The following is a 16,638-nucleotide window of genomic DNA, read 5'->3' on the forward strand; positions in this document are numbered from 1 at the left end:
TTTTTACAACAGATGTATTTATTCAAATTAGTTGTTAATCGCATTATCGGTTTTTAATTTTAATTTGCCAAAAATGGTTGGGTTATAATAAAATTAGATTGTAAAACAAGATCAAATATTAATTCAATTAAAAAATTAATTTATAAGACTAAGAATAATAATAACTAGTTTATACATATTTATTATACAATGGATTTATTATACATGGATTTGCAGTGATCTAAAGACATTTCATTTTACACAGTTCGTCAAATTTATATAAAGTTACAAGCATAAAATTGATATTATTAACACAACTAAAAGGTGACGCATATGAATGCATTTGATTTTCTCACTCAGGACAGAGTTAGGGAGCCTGGAACTGGAATTACCATGATGTTAGACAAGGGAATAGGTCCTAGAATGTTAATGGACTTACTTGAGATATCTGGGGAATACATTGATCTTGCAAAATTTGGATGGTGCACTTCTGCAGTTTATGATAGGGAAATTGTAAAACGTAAAGTTGAATCATATCTATCTTATGATGTGGTACCTTACCCTGGTGGAACCTTATTTGAAATTGCTTACACTCACAATAAACTTGATAGATTTTTAAATGAAGCTGATAAGATCGGATTTGGAGCTATTGAAATATCAGATGGTTCTGTTGACATATCTCTTGAGGAAAGGGAGAAAGTAATCCGTGAAGTTAAGGATAATGGATTTATGGTTATAACAGAAGTTGGAAAGAAGGATCCTAAAGAGGATTCCAAATTTACACCCACAGAACGGGTGAAACTTGTGAACCATGACGTGGAACTTGGTGCAGACAAAGTTCTCATCGAGGCGAGGGAAGGTGGAAAGGGCATAGGGATCTACGATAACAATGGGAATGTTAAGGGAGACGATGTCCAGATATTTGCGGATAATACAGACATAAAAAATATAATCTGGGAAGCTCCTCAAAAAAATCAGCAGGTTTACTTGATACTCAAATTTGGGTCCAATGTGAATTTAGGGAATATCCCTCCAGAAGAAATAACAGCCCTTGAAACAATGAGACGCGGATTAAGAGGAGACACTTTGGGAAAGGTGGACCTTTAATGGTAGATACAATAACTATTATAGGTGGCTACGATAAGCAGGGAAATAAAGAGCCTGTAGAAGAGGTAGTTATAAAAAAAGGCGAAATATTTGGAGTTGTGGGACCCACGGGGAGTGGTAAAAGTTCATTGATAGGGGACATAGAACAGCTTGCACAGGAAGACACATTTTCAAAGAGAAAGATCCTTGTGAATGATAAACAGCCCAGTTACGATGACAGGACTAATCCTCGAAAGAAGATGGTGGCACAGCTATCTCAGAACATGAACTTTCTTGCTGACATGTCGGTGGGAGATTTTTTAAGCCTCCATGCTAAATGTCGTGGTGCCAGCAGCAAATGTGTTGACGCGGTGGTTAATCTTGCCAACACACTTACAGGCGAACCAATAAAAAAAGACCACGAACTCACAATTTTAAGTGGAGGTCAGTCACGAGCTTTAATGGTGGCAGATGTGGCTATAATAAGTGATTCACCCATAGTACTCATTGATGAAATAGAAAATGCAGGTATAAGAAAACATGATGCTCTGCAAGTTCTTTCAGGTCATGGAAAAATTGTCATGGTTGTAACCCACGACCCTGTGCTGGCTTTGATGGCGGATAGAAGGATAGTTATGAAGAATGGTGGAATGCGGAAGGTTTTAAGTACCACCGCAGAAGAAAAGACAATATCCAAGAAGTTGAACAAGATAGATGAATTAATGCTCAACTTAAGGGATAAGGTTCGAAATGGGGAAGTTATTGAAGATATAGAAATGAAAGACGTGAGAATATGAGGATGGTAATTGTTGCCGGGACCCCCGGTTCTGGAAAGACAGCTGTATTGATACATGCCCTTAAGAGACTTATAGAACGGGGTTTAAATCCATCTGTGGTTAAAATAGACTGTCTTTACACGGATGATGATAAAAAATTCGCTAAAATAGGAGTACCAACCCAGGTGGGTCTTTCAATGGACATGTGTCCAGATCACTATGCCATTTATAACCTTGAAGACATGATAAGCTGGGCTGATGAAAATGAATCTGATTTTCTTGTTGTAGAAACTGCAGGACTCTGTCACAGGTGCGCCCCTTATACAATGAACTGTCTGGGTGTCTGTGTTATAGATGCAACAAGTGGACCAAACACACCACTTAAAGTGGGACCATTTCTGAGCACAGCAGATATTGCGGTCATAACCAAGGGAGACATGATATCTCAGGCAGAGCGTGAGATATTCCGAGAAAGGGTTCTTGAAGTGAATCCTCAGTGTAAAATAATTGAGGCAAACGGACTCTCAGGTCAAGGATGTGTTGAACTCGGGGAAGAGATGCTAAAATCAAAAGAAGTTGCCCTTGGTAAAGAAAAATTAAGACATTCAGCTCCTCTTGCAGTATGTACACTCTGTGTTGGTGAAACAAAGGTTAATAAAAAGTACCACAGGGGAATATTGCGCAGAATTGACGGATTTCAAAGTTACAAAGGTGAATAAGCAGCATATTAATGAATGGGCTTATATTAAAATATAATTAAAAATAAAATATAATTAGATGTTATAGAATGAATTGAATTAAAAAAAATTCTTAACCATTAATTATTATTAAGGTGTATTTATAATGAGCAACAGTCCCGTTAACTCAGATCAGCGCTCCCGTGTTTTAAAGTTACTTCCAGGTTTCAACTGCGGAATATGCGGATATGCACAGTGTGAAGAATTCAGCCAGGCCCTTCTCAAAAATGAAACACAACTTGAGAAGTGCAGATTCCTCTTACAAGAAATATTCAACGAAAACAGGAAAGAACTAAAGGAAATACTCAAAGAAGAAAAGGTAATCCCCGAAGAGGAAAAGTACGTGGGTGTTCTTGATGGATACGAGGCAGATTTTGTACTCCATCCCTTACCTGGAGAAAAGTCTTGTAGGGAGGTTCTTTACCCATTTACACGTAAAGTGTTAAAGGCAGGGGATGTGGTGAGGTATAGACCTCTTGCATGTCCGATCACGCATTTTGCGAAGATATTGAGTGAGGACAACGGCCTCATAACCGTGCACATGGTCGGGCCGTGCCACAGGTTAGACCCAGAGGCAGACTTTGAATTCATGGACATTGGTATATGCATGGTTGGAGGATTTGAGGGAATAATTGAGGGCAAACTCCCATCTGTAGGTGAGACAGTCAGGTTCCTTCCAGGCCATTGCATGATGCAGAAAGTGCATTCAGGTGTTCTTGTCCAGCTTGAAGGTAGGAAAGCCATAATAGAAGGAATAGACCTTAAAGTATGGGCTCCACCAATAAAAGGATGATCAATAAAGGATGATGCAAAATTTTTTATATTTTTTTTGAAATTAAAAATTGAGAGATATTTGATAATTTTTTAACTAAAGGAAATCATTTCAGATCAAAAATAAAAAATAAAATCAGATCCCATCACTATGAATTATGGATACATTATTTTACAGAAACTGATAAACATGGTTAACTCTCCAAAATATATTGCAATACCCGTTAAAACAGGCTACATAAAACCTGGTGAATCTTATAATATTATCATCGAAAGGGCTAAGGATCTTCTGGAAGATGGAGACTTCCTTGTAATCTCAGAAACCCCTATATCCATATCTCAAGGCATGATTGTGGATGAAGCTGAATTTGAGCCTACAATATTATCTTCTATCCTTGCAGATGTCTGGTCAAAGTATATCTGGGGCTACATTCTCGGACCAATTTTCCGAATAAAACGGAGGACGATAGAAAACCTTCGAAAACTTCCTCATGAAGCTAGAACACATAAAAAAGTTATTTTGGATTATTATGGTTTGAAACATGCCCTTAAACCTGCATCTGAAGCTGGGGTGGATTTGAGTAATGTTCCAGGCACATTTGTTTCACTGCTTCCGGATAAACCTGGAATGGTTGCATTGGACATAGCAAGGAAAATATTTAAGGATCCAGGTCGTGATGTAACTGTTATGATAATTGATACAGATGCAAGTTATGAATTTGCAGGTCGGAAGTTCACATCCCTTCCAATAGCAGTTGATGGCATAAAATGCGATCTTGGGGTTTGGGGTTATATTTTAGGTCGCTTTGGAAAGATTATAGGGCCCACACCATTAGGAATTTCAAAATCCCATAATATAAATGAAACACTAAAAATAGCTCAAACAGCCGAGGATTACCATAAAAAAAATGAAATGGATATTGAAACTGTTTACGATATGAAAAATATGTTTGATGGTGATATTACTGGGGTAACAATTGAAATGCTCAATTCTGTCGAGCATACACCTGCTGTTATTGTTAGAATGTGTTAATATTTGTTCATTTTTATTGCTGTTTGGCGGCAATATTGTCAAATCAACAAAATATAAATACTATTTTGTTAAGATTATATAACACCGGAGTTGTCATTAAATCAGATTAATGTGAAAAAGATTTGTGTTCATATTGATCGTAGTTGTTTGATAGATAAACAGAAGATTTCATTGATTTGAATAGGAGGAATGGAATGCTCAATGTAAATAGCCCTATGATCCAGGATTTAATTAGGTTTTCACAAGGCAAAGGGGGAGCTGAAATGCTTGCGGACCCTACAGTCCAGGAAATTCTGGTGGATATCACAGGTGATGAAGAAAACAGTGTTTTAATCATTGGATGTATGTTAAAGGGTAAAACAACCGATGAGGAAATTGCAGAAGAAACTGAAATTAAACTCAACATCGTAAGAAGGATTTTATACAAACTTTACGATGCAGGAGTTGCAAGCTACAAAAGAAGTAAAGACCCTGAAACACAGTGGTACACTTACAGCTGGAAATTTGATGAAGAAAAAGTAGCAGAAATCATAGCAAAGAAATATGAGAAATTTTCAAAGGAAATTGAAGAATCCTTAGAATTTGAAGAAGGGAACATGTTCTTTGTTTGTTTAAGCAATGGATGCAGATACAAATTTGAAGAAGCATCTGAAAACAATTTCATATGTCCAAAATGTGGTGGCTCACTTGAATACAAAGATAATTCTGCTGTAGTAACAGAATTAAGAGAATTAAAGGAAAAGATAAGCTAAAAAGGGAAAGATAAGTTAATTTCAGTTATCATAATTAATTTCATTTAAATCAGTTTAATTCAGTAAATTTCCAAAGTTCAATAAATTCAGTGACTTATACCTTTTTGAATAACATTTTTTAGAGGGGCGAATATTTTTGTGCAAAGATCTAGTTTTAGAGACGTTGAATGAGTTAAAAACTTTGCCTCACATAATTGAACACTGTAAAGCAGTATCAACAAAAGCATTGAAATTATCTTCCAATTTTTATGACGTGGATTTGGATCTTGTTGAGACCGGAGCACTTCTCCATGACATCGGCAGGTCAAGGACGCACAGTATCTTCCATGGAGTTGTTGGTGCAGAGATACTGAAAGAGCAGGGATTTCCTTTTGAAATTCAGAAAATCACCGAAAGACACATAGGTGCAGGAATACCCATAAATGAGGCAGAAATATTAGGTTTACCTCCAAGAGATTACATACCAATTACTATGGAAGAAAAGATCGTTGCACATGCAGACAATCTTGTCAACGGTACGAATGAGGTTGATATTGATTTTGTGATCAAAAGATGGGAGCAGAGGCTTGGAGCGAATCATCCTTCCATATCACGGATTATTAAACTTCATAATGAGGTTTGTGCTGATGGTAAGGTTTATATTGTAAATAAATGTCTATAATAGTTAATTAGGGGTTAACGCAATTATCAAACTTTTTCCTTAATCTCCAAATTTACTATATTTTTATATTCTGTCCATTTTTACTATTTTTTTAAATTACTACTTTTTTTTATCCTTTTAAGTTTCATTTTTTTAATCCATTATTCAATGTTTATCCATTATTAAAGGTCTAATTCCAAGTGCTGTCTTAAAAAAATTATATAAATCTGCTTACTGATCTACATTTAACAACTAAAACTTTTAGAAGGAAGTTAATTTAAAGATTTATACATAATTAAATTAATAAACCTTTAAAGATGCCTAAGATAACATAGCAACGGATCTATTAATGAATAGCTCATTACTTAAATGAAATGAGAGAAAGGGGCAATATATGATTACGAGTAAAAAGATCATAGTGTTTACGGGCACATCCATACATCCTGATGAAGCACGCGGAATTTTGGATGCAGATTACCGCCCTCCTGTAGGTAGGGGAGATGTAATCAAAGCATTGAATGATAAACCTGAGTTAATAGCCATTATTGACGGTGTTTTTCACAAGAGACCTGCAGTATCTCATAAGGAAATACTCAAAGCCCTTAATGAGGGGGTAACTGTTGTGGGGGGTGCGAGTATGGGTGCACTTCGTGCGTCTGAACTTGAGGATTTTGGGATGATAGGAATAGGTACGGTTTACCGAGACTACAAAGAAGGGATTATAGAAGCTGATGATGATGTTGCAGTTGTTTTTAACCCTAAAACTCTTGAACAGCTTTCAGAGGCTTTCATAAGTATGATCTACAACTTCAAAGCAGCACTCAAAAAAGGTCTGATTGATGAAGATGATTTTAAAAGGCTCATTGAATCTGCAAAATCGATTTATTACCCTAAAAGAACCTACAAACGGGTTTTAAAAGATACTAATATTGATGAAGAAAAAAAAGCAGTTCTTCAGAAGTTTTTAGATGAGAAAGCCAAGGATATAAAAAGAGAAGATGCACTGAAAGTTTTAGAATACATAAAAGAGTACATAAAAAAATGAGAATAGACAAAATGGGCGTGAATAACTTTTTCAACTGCACTATACTAGTTTTTAAAGTTTTTTTTCTATTTTAATTTTCGCTTTAATATTTTAGATTTAGACATTTTAATATAAACCTTTGAACAAAAAAGAACACCTTGTAATATTAGATTAGATCAAGATAAAAGAAGATAATCTAAGCTATAGCTAATTTAAGATTTCAACTCATGAATAGACTCATGAATAGTTTAAGCTCATAAACTAAATTAAGGACGATACTACATGGAAATAGAAAAGAAATTGGAGATTTTAAGGGAATATCTGAAAGACAAAAGGGTTCTTGTTGCATTTTCAGGCGGGGCAGACAGTACATTGGTTGCAAAGATAGCACAGGATGTCTCGAAGGAATCTGTTGCCATAACAGTTGACAATGGAGTCATGCCCCCAGAGTTTATAGGGGATGCAAAGAGGGTGGCTCAGGAGATAGGGATCAAACACATTGTTGTGAGTGAAAACTTTTTATTAGATGAAGCTTTCAAATCAAACCCTCCAAACAGGTGCTACGTCTGTAAAAATAAGATGTACTCTAAACTTGAAGAAGCTGCAAAGACTCAAGGATTTGATGAAATTGTTGATGGAACCAATATTACGGATCTCCTTGAAGATAGGCCCGGAATAATGGTTAATTATGCTAAAAATATCAAAAGTCCCCTGGTTAAAGCTGGTTTCACGGCAGAAGATGTGCGAGAGGTACTTGAAGACATGGAAGTGTCATACTCCCACACAACAACATGTCTTGCAACTCGGATATCCAAAAACAGCCCAATAACACCTAAAAAAATAAACAGAATAAAATATGCTGAGTCTCTTTTAAAAGGCATTACAGGGTCTGACGTTGTCAGAGTGAGGGATGAAGATGGAGCTGCAAGGATAGAAGTTAATAATCTGGATAAACTTTTAAACAAAGGAATTTTAAGCCACATAGATTCGGAACTCAAGGCAGTTGGATTTAAACGTGTTGCAATGGACATAAGTGGATATGAGGATTCGAAAAAAGATCTGGTGATTTACAGGCCCTGCAAAGATGAAAAAAACAAGATCATGTTCGAAACTGAACTTCCATATGAAATAAATATCAAAGAGACGTGCTGTGAGCTTAAAAAGTTGGGTAATGTTAAATGTTCCGAAAAGATGGGAATAGCAATGCTTGAAACATTAGGGAGAAATGTTACAATATTTAAAAAGGGAAAAATTGTTGCAAGGCGTGTTGTAGATAAAGAAGATGCAGAAAAACTGCTCGTTGAAGTTTTACCCCATGTTAGGAGAATCATTTAATAACTTTTTTTAGATTAAAATGAGTTTAGGAATATAAAATAATTAAAAAAAAATTCATTATTAAAGTAAGTAATTTAATTAAATTTAAGAATTAAGGTTACTGCTTAATTGTTTAAATTAATCACTTAACTATAAAGAAGAATAATATGCCTAGATAATATTCAAATCTCTTTGTGCACGTTCTCTTCGACTTTTCTCCGGGAACTTGTCAGCCTTTTGAAGAATCCCCGAGTTTCCTGGCCCATGAAGTTTATGAACCGTCCAGCTATTTCCACATCAACTTCATCGGCTTTAACATCATTGATCTCTACTACTATTTCTGATGCATCTTTCAACCTGTCATTTGCCCTGTAAGTGTAATCAATGGTCAGCTTATTGAAGTCGTAAACTTCTTTCAGGGCCTTTTTAATGGTTAGTTCCATTACATTGAAGAATGGTTGCAGATTTGGGCTTTCTTCCCACCAAATGTTAGCCATTATAATCCTCAGGTTTATGGTTTGTATGGAAACTTCGCTCCCATTTTTACCGACGATCCTTATGGTTTCAGGGTCTGATTTTATTTTTAAAATTGGTATTCCTGACATTTTAATCGCTGATAGCTTTTATTAAATCAGTGGCCCTGACAAGACCAACAAGGTTTCCTTCAACATCAATTACAGGGATCTGTTCAATATTTTTCTGTTTCATCTTATTTGCGCATTCTTTTACGGAGGTTTTGGTGGTTGCAATAATTGGTTCAGTTGTTGCAACGTCTTTTACCTCTTTATCAGAGAATTTAAGATGATTTTTTGTAACATAAAGAACGCTTTTACTGTCCCAGGACCATTTGTCCCCTTCAGTACCAACAGAAGTGTTGTGTACAGTTTGTTCTGCTACAACCTCACTTTCTTCAATAAAATCTGTTTCTGTGAGTATCCCTGACAGTTTTCCATCTTTATTCAGTGCAAGGACCACTTTGAGATTGAAATACTTCATTATGTCAAATGCAATGTTTAGGGGGGTTTTCTCCCATGTTGTGGGAATCTTTCTCAACATATAATTTTCAACAGGGTCTTTTACATCCATTTTCCACAATGCCTTGTTTACCAAGTCAGATGCAGTTAAAAGACCAATAAGGACTCCATTTTCAGTTATTGGGATCCTCCTTATGTTGTTTTCTATCATTTTAGTTGCAACTTCTTTTATATCATCATCTGGAGCCACGGTTATGGGGTTCCTTGTCATTATCATGGCTATCTGCTCTTCATCGGGGTTCTCAACTAGATCTGTTCTTGTAAGTATCCCAACGAGCTCTTTTGTTCCATTTTTTACAACAGGTAATCCTGATACATTTTTATCTCTCATAAGTTCCATTGCGTTTGTTCGGTTTCCTGGAACTTGGATGTAGTGTATATCCTCTGACATTATCTCTTTTACAAGCATTATTACACCAGCCATTTATTAATAAAACTAATTATGGGTTTATCGTGTCTAAAAAAGTGTATTAAAATATTTAATCAGTGAACTGCGAGAACCGAACACTTGGCGGATCTTACTACCTTTTCAGTTACACTTCCCAATAAAAATCTATCCAGTCCATGTTTTCCAGAGGTTCCCATTATTACAAGGTCTATATCATCTTCTTGGATTGTTTTGAGTATCACATCTGCAGGAGAACCTTCCTTTGTCTTTAAGGTGAGTTTAATATCTTCTTTACATTCGCCGCTCTCTTTACATTCATTTACCATATCTGCTATATGGTCCAGCGCTATTTTTCCTTCTTCCTTAAGCATTTCTTTTATTCTCACTATAAGATCTTCTGCAGGTAATCCAACAAGTGAGGATGTTTCAATCACGTTTAAGGCTATAATTTCGGCGTCACTTGAATTTCCAATCCAGATGGCATGTTTTGCTGCACTATTTGCATATTTTGAACCATCTGTTGGTAATAATATTTTTTTGTACATAGGTTCACCTCTTATATACTATGTTTCCTTCTGTTATCGCACCTATTATGTTTTTCGATCAGTAAATTATGATTAGCAGTTAATTAGATTTAACCATAGATTTATTTTTGTTTTAGTGTAGATTATTTTTGCCATTTTTCAATGAAGGTTTTCCCATTCATATATGGAATCAGAACATCTGGAACTTTGACCCTACCATCTTCCTGTTGATAATTTTCTAGAATACAGCAGATAGTACGTTCTGTGGCAATTGCTGTGCTGTTCAATGTGTGACATATTTTTAGGGAATCTGAATCTCCTTGAATTCCATAACGTGCATTTAATTTCCTTGCTTGATAATCTAAACAGTTGGTACATGAAACAAGTTCTCTGTAGGTATCTGAACCAGGGAACCAACCTTCTAGGTCATATTTTTTTGATGCGTTATCATTTAATGCTGATGATACTATTGAAACAACCCTGTAAGGAATTCCCAGTTTTTGGTATATGGTTTCAGCATTTTTAAGCAGTTCTTCATGGATCTTCTCAGTGTCTTCCTTGTTACAGAACACGAACTGTTCAATTTTTTCGAATTGATGGACTCTGAAGATGCCACGTGTGTCTTTACCGTGAGAACCAGCTTCTCTCCTGAAACATGTGGAGATACCACAGTACTTACGTGGAAGGGTTCTTTCATCAATTATTTCACCTCTGTGGAGTGCTGCGAGTGTCTGTTCAGCTGTTGCTATCATGAAAAGGTCTTCACCCTCCACTTTGTATAAGGTTTCTTCAAAGTCAGCAAGCTCTGCTGTTTCTTTAATAACGTCCTTTTTTATAAAGAATGGGGTGTAAAATGGTGTGAAACCCTGTTCTGAAAGGAAGTCTATTGCAAACTTCATCAGTGCCATGTTTAAATAAACTAGATCTGCCTTCAAATAGTAAAAACGAGCCCCAGCGACTTCTGCAGCTCGTTTGATGTCGGCTCCATCAATGTTCTCAATGAGATCAACGTGGCTTTGTGGTTTGAATGAAAATGAGGGTATAACTCCACTTTTGCGGATTATATCGTTGTCTTCTTCAGTTTCAGATACTGGGACAGTCTCATCCACGATGTTTCCAACTTTGTAACGATACTCATCTCTTTTTTGGATAAACTCTGCTATTTGAGGTTCTAATACTGTAACTTCTCCTGCAACTTCTTTTGCTTTTATTTGAAGTTTTTTTAATTCTTCCGGGCCCTGTTTACGGGCTTTTTTGAAGGATTTGGATAGTGTGTTTCTTTCTGCACGCAGGGAGTTCAGCTTCTGAATTCCTTCCCTCCATTTTTTATCGTATTCAATGACCTTGTCAACGTTCTTGGTGTTTCTAAAACGTATTTTTTCTGATTTACGGATTAAATCAGAATTTTCCCTGAAAAGTTTAATGTCGAGCATGGTAATTCCAATCTTTACATTTTATTTTTATATATTTGAATTTAGTAGTATGAATTAACTTTATGAATTAATTTAGAGATTAACTTTTATTTGATTCTTGTTTGATTTTTATTTGTTTAAAATGTTCACTTTTAACAAATCAAATAAACTATGAAATTTGAGTAAATCAAATTTAAGTAACATTTATAAAAATTTATTAAATAATTTTTTAATTTTATACAAAAAAATCTACAAAAAAAAAGATTTTGTCTTCGTTTTAGATGGTATGTTAATTTTTCATGTTTAAATGTTTAATTTGTATCTATCTTTTGTATACTATCCTGCCGTCCTTTATCACTTCAACCATGTTTTCTGATTCTGTTCTATTTATCAGGGACATTAAGGGATTTTTTGAAATTTCCTTAACGATCATAATGTCTGCGATCCTACCCTCTTCAATTGAACCTGAATTAATTCCAAGTGCCCTTGCAGCATTTGAAGTAGCCATTTTGAATACTTCAACCGGTGCTAAGTACTGCCTGTAATATCCCCTTGTGACCTTGAGTGTGTACTCCATTTCCCGGAACATGTTGGGAGAGTTGAACATCACATTGTCAGTTCCCAGAAGAAGGTTTATCCTGTGGTCTAACATTTCTTGTATTGGTGGAATTCCCACGGATAAAGCCCCGTTTGAGCGGGGACATAAAACATTGGGAACTCTGCTCTTACCAACATTTTTCAAATCGTTGGCCATTGGAGATGTTAAATGAACCAGAAGATCAAAATCAGCTTCAAGAGCCCTTTGAACTTCAGTTTTTCCATGTAGCTTGAGAGAATCCTTCTGAATTTTTTCATACTCTGCAACGTGTATTGAAGAAATTTTACTCTCTCTTCTGCAAGTATCCACGATTATTCTGGCAGTTTCGTTGCTTATCTCTCCAAAACCACTTAAACCTATCCCATCGCAAGATCTGAGAATTTTTTTTGCATTCTTCTGTACAGTTGAGGATTCTGCATCAGGATCTATGAATGATTCATGGCGTCCAAGTACGATCTTCTTTATTGGAATCTCTTTTGAAGCTTTATCAAGAAGTTTTATCCCCTCAAAGCTGCCTTCACGGAAATCAACAAAGGTAGTGGTACCTGTTTTAAGCATATATCTCATAGACTCCTTCATGGCGTCTATGATTTTTTCAGGAGGAGTTTCCCTCAAAATTCTGTGTTTAATTCCGTCTGGAGGCTTAACTATTTTATCTATATGTTCACCATCACCTGCATCCTTTGCAACAGAATCTCCAAGGTGTATATGGGAGTTTATAAGGGATGGAGCGACAATGCAGCCTGAAGCATCGATTATTTTGCCTTCACGCACCTTTTGAGAAACTTCAACGATCTTATTGTCCTCAATTAAAACATTTGTCCTTAAAACTTCCATGTTTTCGCCGTAGAGAACTTTGGCGTTTTCAATTGTAATCATATAAATTAAACTATTTTTATTTTAGTATTTATTGTTTTTTTTTATTAGAAAACAAATAGACTTAGTTTGAGTTTTCATTTAAAAAACAATGGGCTTATTATTTAAGAATATTTTATTTAAAAAATTAGATGAAATTAGTATTAAATGAATAATTAAAACTAAATTTTTATTATAACTTTATTATAACCTTTTTTTAAAAATTATATGAAATCATAAAGAATTTAATTTAAATTTTTAAATAGCTTCATGATAATCATTAAGGGATTTTACTCCAATTTCTCCGTCTTTGACATTTTTAATTGCTTTTAAAACGGCACGAGCCCCTGCAAGGGTTGTAACATATGGTATTCTCAGTTCAACTGCAAGTCTCCTTATGTGATAACCATCATCTGCAGACTGTCTACCTGATGGGGTGTTCACTATGAGGGCTATTTCATTTTCAAGCATTGCATCCCTGATATTTGGGGAGCCCTGACTGACTTTGCGAATGGTTTCGATATTCACATGTTCTTCAACTGCCTCTGCAGTTCCTTTCGTTGCCACAAGTTCGAATCCTAACTCTTCTGCATCCTTGACAATGTCAAGTATGCTGTCTTTATCTGCATCTTTGACACTTATGAAGATTTTTCCCTGTTTTGGAAGTTCCATGCCTGCTGAAAGTTGTGCTTTATAATATGAAACCCCAAAGTTTTCGTCTATACCCATGCTCTCTCCTGTAGACTTCATTTCGGGCCCTAGAACAGAATCTGCCTGTGGAAGTTTTATGAAGGGGAATATGGACTCTTTCACAGCCACGTGTTTAATTTTTACTTCATCATGGAGTCCGAGCTCCTTGAGCTTGTGCCCTATCATGAGCATTGCTGCTACTTTAGCAAGGGGTACTCCAACAGCTTTGCTTACAAATGGAACGGTACGGCTTGCTCGAGGGTTTGCTTCAATGATATAAACCTTAGGTTTACCGGGTTCGTCCATTTTTACAGCGTACTGGATGTTCATAAGCCCAACAACGTCCAGTTCAAGGGCAAGTTTTCTGGTGTAATCTTTTATAGTTTGAATAACATCCTTAGAAAGGCTTTGTGGAGGTATTACACATGCAGAATCTCCTGAATGCACACCTGCTTCTTCTATGTGTTCCATTATTCCACCAATGAACACTTCTTCGCCGTCACACAACGCATCCACGTCTATTTCTATTGCATCTTCAAGGAACTTGTCAACGAGTATAGGATGCTTTGGAGATACCTTAACAGCTTCTTTCATGTATTTTTCAAGCTCTAAATCATCATAAACAATTTCCATAGCTCTTCCGCCAAGAACGTAGGAAGGCCTTACGAGTACTGGGAATCCTATCCTTTTTGCAACTTTCTGTGCATCTTCAAAGGAATTTGCAATACCATACTCTGCTTGAGGTATGTTTAACATGTTTAAAACTTCTGTGAACTGTTCACGATCTTCAACACGATCTATACTTTCGTGTGGTGTTCCAAGAATTTTAATACCTTCTTCTGCAAGAGGAACTGCAAGATTTATGGATGTTTGACCTCCAAATTGCACAACAACACCGTATGGTTTCTCTTTGTCCATAATGCCCATAACGTCTTCCATTGTGAGAGGTTCAAAATAGAGTTTGTTTGAAATATCGTAGTCGGTACTGACGGTTTCAGGGTTGTTGTTTATGATTATGGTTTCTATCCCCTGTTCTTTAAGTGCCATAGCCGCGTGAACACAACAATAATCAAATTCTATTCCCTGGCCAATTCTTATTGGTCCTGCTCCAATTATTACAACCTTTTTATTATCAGAAACAGTTACTTCATCCTCTTTTTCGTAGGTACTGTAATAATAAGGAGTTTTTGCCTCAAACTCTGCTGCACACGTGTCAACCATTTTGTAAGCTGGTACGATGTTATTCTCTTTACGTGTGTCCCTTATGGTTTTTTCATCATTTCCTGTGATTTTAGCAATTCTATGGTCAGAAAAACCCATTCTCTTAGTTTTTTCGAGGATGTCCGGATTTAAAATATTTTCTTTATTCAATTTATTCTCAAAATCAATGATGTTAAGTATTTTATATAAAAAGAACTTGTTTATATCTGTTATCTCATGAACTTTGTCCACACTCATCCCTGATTTGAGAGCGGAATAAATATGGAATATACGTTCATCTGTAGCGTTTTTAAGGAGATCCTCTGTGAATGGAATCTCTTCAAACCCATATTTTCCAATGTCAAGCGATCTTAGAGCTTTATGTAGAGACTCCTCTAAAGTCCTTCCAATGGCCATAACTTCTCCTGTTGACTGCATTTGAACTCCAAGTTCCCTTTTAACATCTTTAAACTTGTCAAATGGCCATCTTGGCACTTTTGTAACCACATAATCCAGGGAAGGCTCAAATGAAGCTGGAGTTTCTTTGGTTATGTCGTTTTGTATCTCATCTAAAGTCATTCCAATGGATATCTTGGCAGATATCTTTGCTATAGGGTATCCTGTGGCTTTAGATGCAAGTGCACTGCTACGGCTCACCCGCGGGTTCACCTCTATGACTTTATATTCACCAGTCTTTGAATTCACAGAGAACTGTATGTTACAACCGCCCTGGATCTCAAGGGCTCTTATAATCTTAATTGAAGCATTTCTTAATATCTGGTTGTCCACATCGGATAATGTCTGTGAGGGTGCCACAACTATACTTTCTCCAGTGTGAATTCCCATGGGGTCAATGTTTTCCATGTTACACACTATGATACAAGTATCATTTTTATCCCGCATAACTTCATATTCAAACTCTTTCCATCCTAAAAGTGATTCATCAATGAGCACCTGGTTTATGAAGCTCATATCAAGACCTCTTGTCGCAACGTCTATTAGTTCTTCCCTGTTATGGGCAACTCCACCACCAGTCCCACCAAGTGTGAATGCGGGCCTAACGATTATAGGGTAACCAATTTCTTTAACAGCTTCAATGGCACCTTCAACAGATGTGACAGCTTTACATTTTGGTATGGGTTCGTTAAGTTCCAGCATGAACCTTCCAAAGAGTTCACGGTCTTCAACGTTTCTTATGGTCTGTATAGATGATCCTATGACCTTAAGATCATCAAGGGCACCAATTTTTTCAAGGCCAGTTGCAACGTTCAGACCAGTTTGTCCACCCATTGTGGGTAATATAGCGTCTGGTTTTTCCTTTTCTATGATTTTTGCAACGATTTCCGGGGTTAACGGTTCAACGTAAACCTTATCTGCGGTGTCGATGTCTGTTTGAATGGTTGCGGGGTTGCTGTTCACAAGCACCGTTTCTATTCCTTCTTCCATAAGAGATTTACATGCTTGGGAACCGGAATAATCAAATTCAGCAGCTTGACCAATCTGAATGGGTCCCGATCCAATGATGAGAACTTTTTTTATGTCTCTGTCCTTTGGCATTTACGATCCTCTACTTTTTTTCCTTATAATTATGTTTAAGATAATTTTATGATTATTTAGAAATTTATAATTCAGAAGTTGTATCTCTCTAAAATTGGATTTTTAAACTATTTAAATTTAGTATTCTTAAGGTGCTTCAATAAAATTTTCACCTTAAAACTAATTTTTTAATTCTTTTTACTTTATTCTACTAAAATTTATTCTACTAAAAAAAAATTTATATGATGATCCTTCAAGTTTGTTCTTTAAATTAAAGTTTTTTCACCAA

At 36.0% G+C, this 16,638-nt stretch carries 15 protein-coding genes; 9 read left to right on the top strand and 6 right to left on the bottom strand.

What is annotated here, in order from left to right; translation table 11 throughout:
* Positions 1–312: 312 nt before the first annotated feature.
* The 9 genes from comA (at position 313) to larE (ending at position 8,133) form a co-directional block, all read left to right on the top strand.
* The gene (gene comA, locus MSWAN_RS01995; RefSeq protein ID WP_013824943.1) at positions 313–1,086 is read left to right on the top strand and encodes a phosphosulfolactate synthase; all 774 of its coding nucleotides are present in this window, start codon (positions 313–315) and stop codon (positions 1,084–1,086) included.
* On the top strand, positions 1,086–1,862 hold the full coding sequence (locus tag MSWAN_RS02000; protein ID WP_013824944.1) for an ATP-binding cassette domain-containing protein: 777 nt from the start codon (positions 1,086–1,088) through the stop codon (positions 1,860–1,862). The genes comA and MSWAN_RS02000 overlap by 1 nt, the downstream gene beginning before the upstream one ends.
* Positions 1,859–2,560 (top strand): GTP-binding protein, encoded by a 702-nt coding sequence (locus MSWAN_RS02005; protein ID WP_173361654.1) that lies wholly within the window; start codon positions 1,859–1,861, stop codon positions 2,558–2,560. Before MSWAN_RS02000 ends, MSWAN_RS02005 begins: the two co-directional genes overlap by 4 nt.
* Positions 2,561–2,684: 124 nt before the next feature.
* A complete protein-coding gene (locus tag MSWAN_RS02010) occupies positions 2,685–3,371 on the top strand; it encodes a (Fe-S)-binding protein (RefSeq protein WP_013824946.1) in 687 nt (228 codons plus the stop codon).
* A gap of 168 nt (positions 3,372–3,539) precedes the next feature.
* Positions 3,540–4,382, top strand: a complete 843-nt coding sequence (locus MSWAN_RS02015) for a coenzyme F420-0:L-glutamate ligase (protein ID WP_394295792.1) — start codon at positions 3,540–3,542, stop codon at positions 4,380–4,382.
* Positions 4,383–4,645: 263 nt separating this feature from the next.
* Complete coding sequence (gene tfe / locus MSWAN_RS02020; RefSeq protein ID WP_048188196.1) at positions 4,646–5,134, top strand: transcription factor E; 489 nt, start codon at positions 4,646–4,648, stop codon at positions 5,132–5,134.
* A gap of 136 nt (positions 5,135–5,270) precedes the next feature.
* On the top strand, positions 5,271–5,795 hold the full coding sequence (locus MSWAN_RS02025) for a TIGR00295 family protein (protein WP_013824949.1): 525 nt from the start codon (positions 5,271–5,273) through the stop codon (positions 5,793–5,795).
* Positions 5,796–6,168: 373 nt separating this feature from the next.
* Positions 6,169–6,819: a TfuA-related McrA-glycine thioamidation protein gene (locus MSWAN_RS02030; RefSeq protein ID WP_013824950.1), complete on the top strand. Its 651-nt coding sequence runs from the start codon at positions 6,169–6,171 to the stop codon at positions 6,817–6,819.
* Between the two features lie 261 nt (positions 6,820–7,080).
* The gene (gene larE / locus MSWAN_RS02035) at positions 7,081–8,133 is read left to right on the top strand and encodes an ATP-dependent sacrificial sulfur transferase LarE (protein WP_013824951.1); all 1,053 of its coding nucleotides are present in this window, start codon (positions 7,081–7,083) and stop codon (positions 8,131–8,133) included.
* Positions 8,134–8,294: 161 nt separating this feature from the next.
* Here the strand turns inward: larE and MSWAN_RS02040 are convergent, their stop codons facing one another.
* The 6 genes from MSWAN_RS02040 to carB form a co-directional block, all read right to left on the bottom strand.
* Positions 8,295–8,717: a hypothetical protein gene (locus MSWAN_RS02040; protein WP_013824952.1), complete on the bottom strand. Its 423-nt coding sequence runs from the start codon at positions 8,715–8,717 to the stop codon at positions 8,295–8,297.
* A gap of 1 nt (position 8,718) precedes the next feature.
* Positions 8,719–9,555 (bottom strand): CBS domain-containing protein, encoded by an 837-nt coding sequence (locus MSWAN_RS02045; protein WP_048187830.1) that lies wholly within the window; start codon positions 9,553–9,555, stop codon positions 8,719–8,721.
* Positions 9,556–9,629: 74 nt separating this feature from the next.
* Positions 9,630–10,079 carry a universal stress protein gene (locus MSWAN_RS02050; protein ID WP_013824954.1) on the bottom strand — a complete coding sequence of 150 codons (450 nt, stop codon included), beginning with the start codon at positions 10,077–10,079 and terminating at the stop codon, positions 9,630–9,632.
* Between the two features lie 122 nt (positions 10,080–10,201).
* On the bottom strand, positions 10,202–11,491 hold the full coding sequence (gene serS / locus MSWAN_RS02055; protein ID WP_013824955.1) for a serine--tRNA ligase: 1,290 nt from the start codon (positions 11,489–11,491) through the stop codon (positions 10,202–10,204).
* Between the two features lie 301 nt (positions 11,492–11,792).
* Positions 11,793–12,947 (bottom strand): amidohydrolase family protein, encoded by a 1,155-nt coding sequence (locus MSWAN_RS02060; RefSeq protein WP_013824956.1) that lies wholly within the window; start codon positions 12,945–12,947, stop codon positions 11,793–11,795.
* A 234-nt stretch (positions 12,948–13,181) separates the two neighbouring features.
* Positions 13,182–16,370 (bottom strand): carbamoyl-phosphate synthase large subunit, encoded by a 3,189-nt coding sequence (gene carB / locus MSWAN_RS02065; RefSeq protein ID WP_013824957.1) that lies wholly within the window; start codon positions 16,368–16,370, stop codon positions 13,182–13,184.
* Between the last annotated feature and the right edge of the window lie 268 nt (positions 16,371–16,638).

Source organism: Methanobacterium paludis, from assembly GCF_000214725.1.
GTDB classification, from domain to species: Archaea; Methanobacteriota; Methanobacteria; order Methanobacteriales; family Methanobacteriaceae; genus Methanobacterium_C; species Methanobacterium_C paludis.

Bases quoted from the DNA above. Each gene is read 5' to 3' on its own strand.
- comA (WP_013824943.1), top strand. From the start codon at position 313: ATGAATGCATTTGATTTTCTCACTCAGGACAGAGTTAGGGAGCCTGGA.
- MSWAN_RS02000 (WP_013824944.1), top strand. From the start codon at position 1,086: ATGGTAGATACAATAACTATTATAGGTGGCTACGATAAGCAGGGAAAT.
- MSWAN_RS02005 (WP_173361654.1), top strand. From the start codon at position 1,859: ATGAGGATGGTAATTGTTGCCGGGACCCCCGGTTCTGGAAAGACAGCT.
- MSWAN_RS02010 (WP_013824946.1), top strand. From the start codon at position 2,685: ATGAGCAACAGTCCCGTTAACTCAGATCAGCGCTCCCGTGTTTTAAAG.
- MSWAN_RS02015 (WP_394295792.1), top strand. From the start codon at position 3,540: ATGGTTAACTCTCCAAAATATATTGCAATACCCGTTAAAACAGGCTAC.
- tfe (WP_048188196.1), top strand. From the start codon at position 4,646: ATGCTTGCGGACCCTACAGTCCAGGAAATTCTGGTGGATATCACAGGT.
- MSWAN_RS02030 (WP_013824950.1), top strand. From the start codon at position 6,169: ATGATTACGAGTAAAAAGATCATAGTGTTTACGGGCACATCCATACAT.
- larE (WP_013824951.1), top strand. From the start codon at position 7,081: ATGGAAATAGAAAAGAAATTGGAGATTTTAAGGGAATATCTGAAAGAC.
- MSWAN_RS02040 (WP_013824952.1), bottom strand. From the start codon at position 8,717: ATGTCAGGAATACCAATTTTAAAAATAAAATCAGACCCTGAAACCATA.
- MSWAN_RS02045 (WP_048187830.1), bottom strand. From the start codon at position 9,555: ATGCTTGTAAAAGAGATAATGTCAGAGGATATACACTACATCCAAGTT.
- MSWAN_RS02050 (WP_013824954.1), bottom strand. From the start codon at position 10,079: ATGTACAAAAAAATATTATTACCAACAGATGGTTCAAAATATGCAAAT.
- serS (WP_013824955.1), bottom strand. From the start codon at position 11,491: ATGCTCGACATTAAACTTTTCAGGGAAAATTCTGATTTAATCCGTAAA.
- MSWAN_RS02060 (WP_013824956.1), bottom strand. From the start codon at position 12,947: ATGATTACAATTGAAAACGCCAAAGTTCTCTACGGCGAAAACATGGAA.
- carB (WP_013824957.1), bottom strand. From the start codon at position 16,370: ATGCCAAAGGACAGAGACATAAAAAAAGTTCTCATCATTGGATCGGGA.